The sequence below is a fragment of the Bartonella vinsonii subsp. berkhoffii ATCC 51672 genome, from assembly GCF_902825225.1.
GTDB classification, from domain to species: Bacteria; Pseudomonadota; Alphaproteobacteria; order Rhizobiales; family Rhizobiaceae; genus Bartonella; species Bartonella berkhoffii.
Map to the genome: position 1 here is coordinate 1 of NZ_CADEAK010000110.1, position 527 is coordinate 527.

Consider the following 527-nt stretch of genomic DNA (forward strand, 5'->3'; position numbering starts at 1 on the left):
GATGCATACCATGCTTGTTTAGAGGGCAAAGTTGCACGCGATTATGAAGATAATCTCTATGGCTCTTATGAAAAGCAGCATCGCTTGCGCCCATGTGATGTTTTGAGCGATTACTGGTGGTGAAAAATCATGGGCAGTTATCTCAAGACTTTTTATCAGGGGTTTCCACTTTACTACGCTGGAAATACTAAAACTACCATCAGACTCGAACCACAAAAACACAATGCAGTTCTTTTCATATCACGAGAGGCTGCAGAGTGTGTCGCGAAAAATTTGTCGGAAGAATATCTTCGAGATGATTTTTGCGTCGTGCAACAGCATGAGTGAAGAGACTTTTGAGCTTTGAATGAGGAGTCCTTCATTGAGGGAGCATTTGTGCCCCTGAATGAAGGAGGGGGGACGAGGATTTTTTCGTTGGTGGTGAAGGGAGAAAAAATGGTTCAGCTGTTAGGGGCGGGGGCGTTGATTTGGAGGAGTTGGCAAGGATCAGGGGTGATATGGAGGAAGATTAAGAGGGAAGTGGGGTT

General features: G+C 45.2%; 1 protein-coding gene. It reads left to right on the top strand.

Going from position 1 to position 527, the window contains the following annotated elements:
• Positions 1-129 precede the first annotated feature (129 nt).
• Positions 130-327 (top strand): hypothetical protein, encoded by a 198-nt coding sequence (locus tag J7R10_RS10080; protein WP_208433031.1) that lies wholly within the window; start codon positions 130-132, stop codon positions 325-327.
• The last annotated feature ends 200 nt before the right edge of the window (positions 328-527 follow it).

Bases quoted from the DNA above. Each gene is read 5' to 3' on its own strand.
- J7R10_RS10080 (WP_208433031.1), top strand. From the start codon at position 130: ATGGGCAGTTATCTCAAGACTTTTTATCAGGGGTTTCCACTTTACTAC.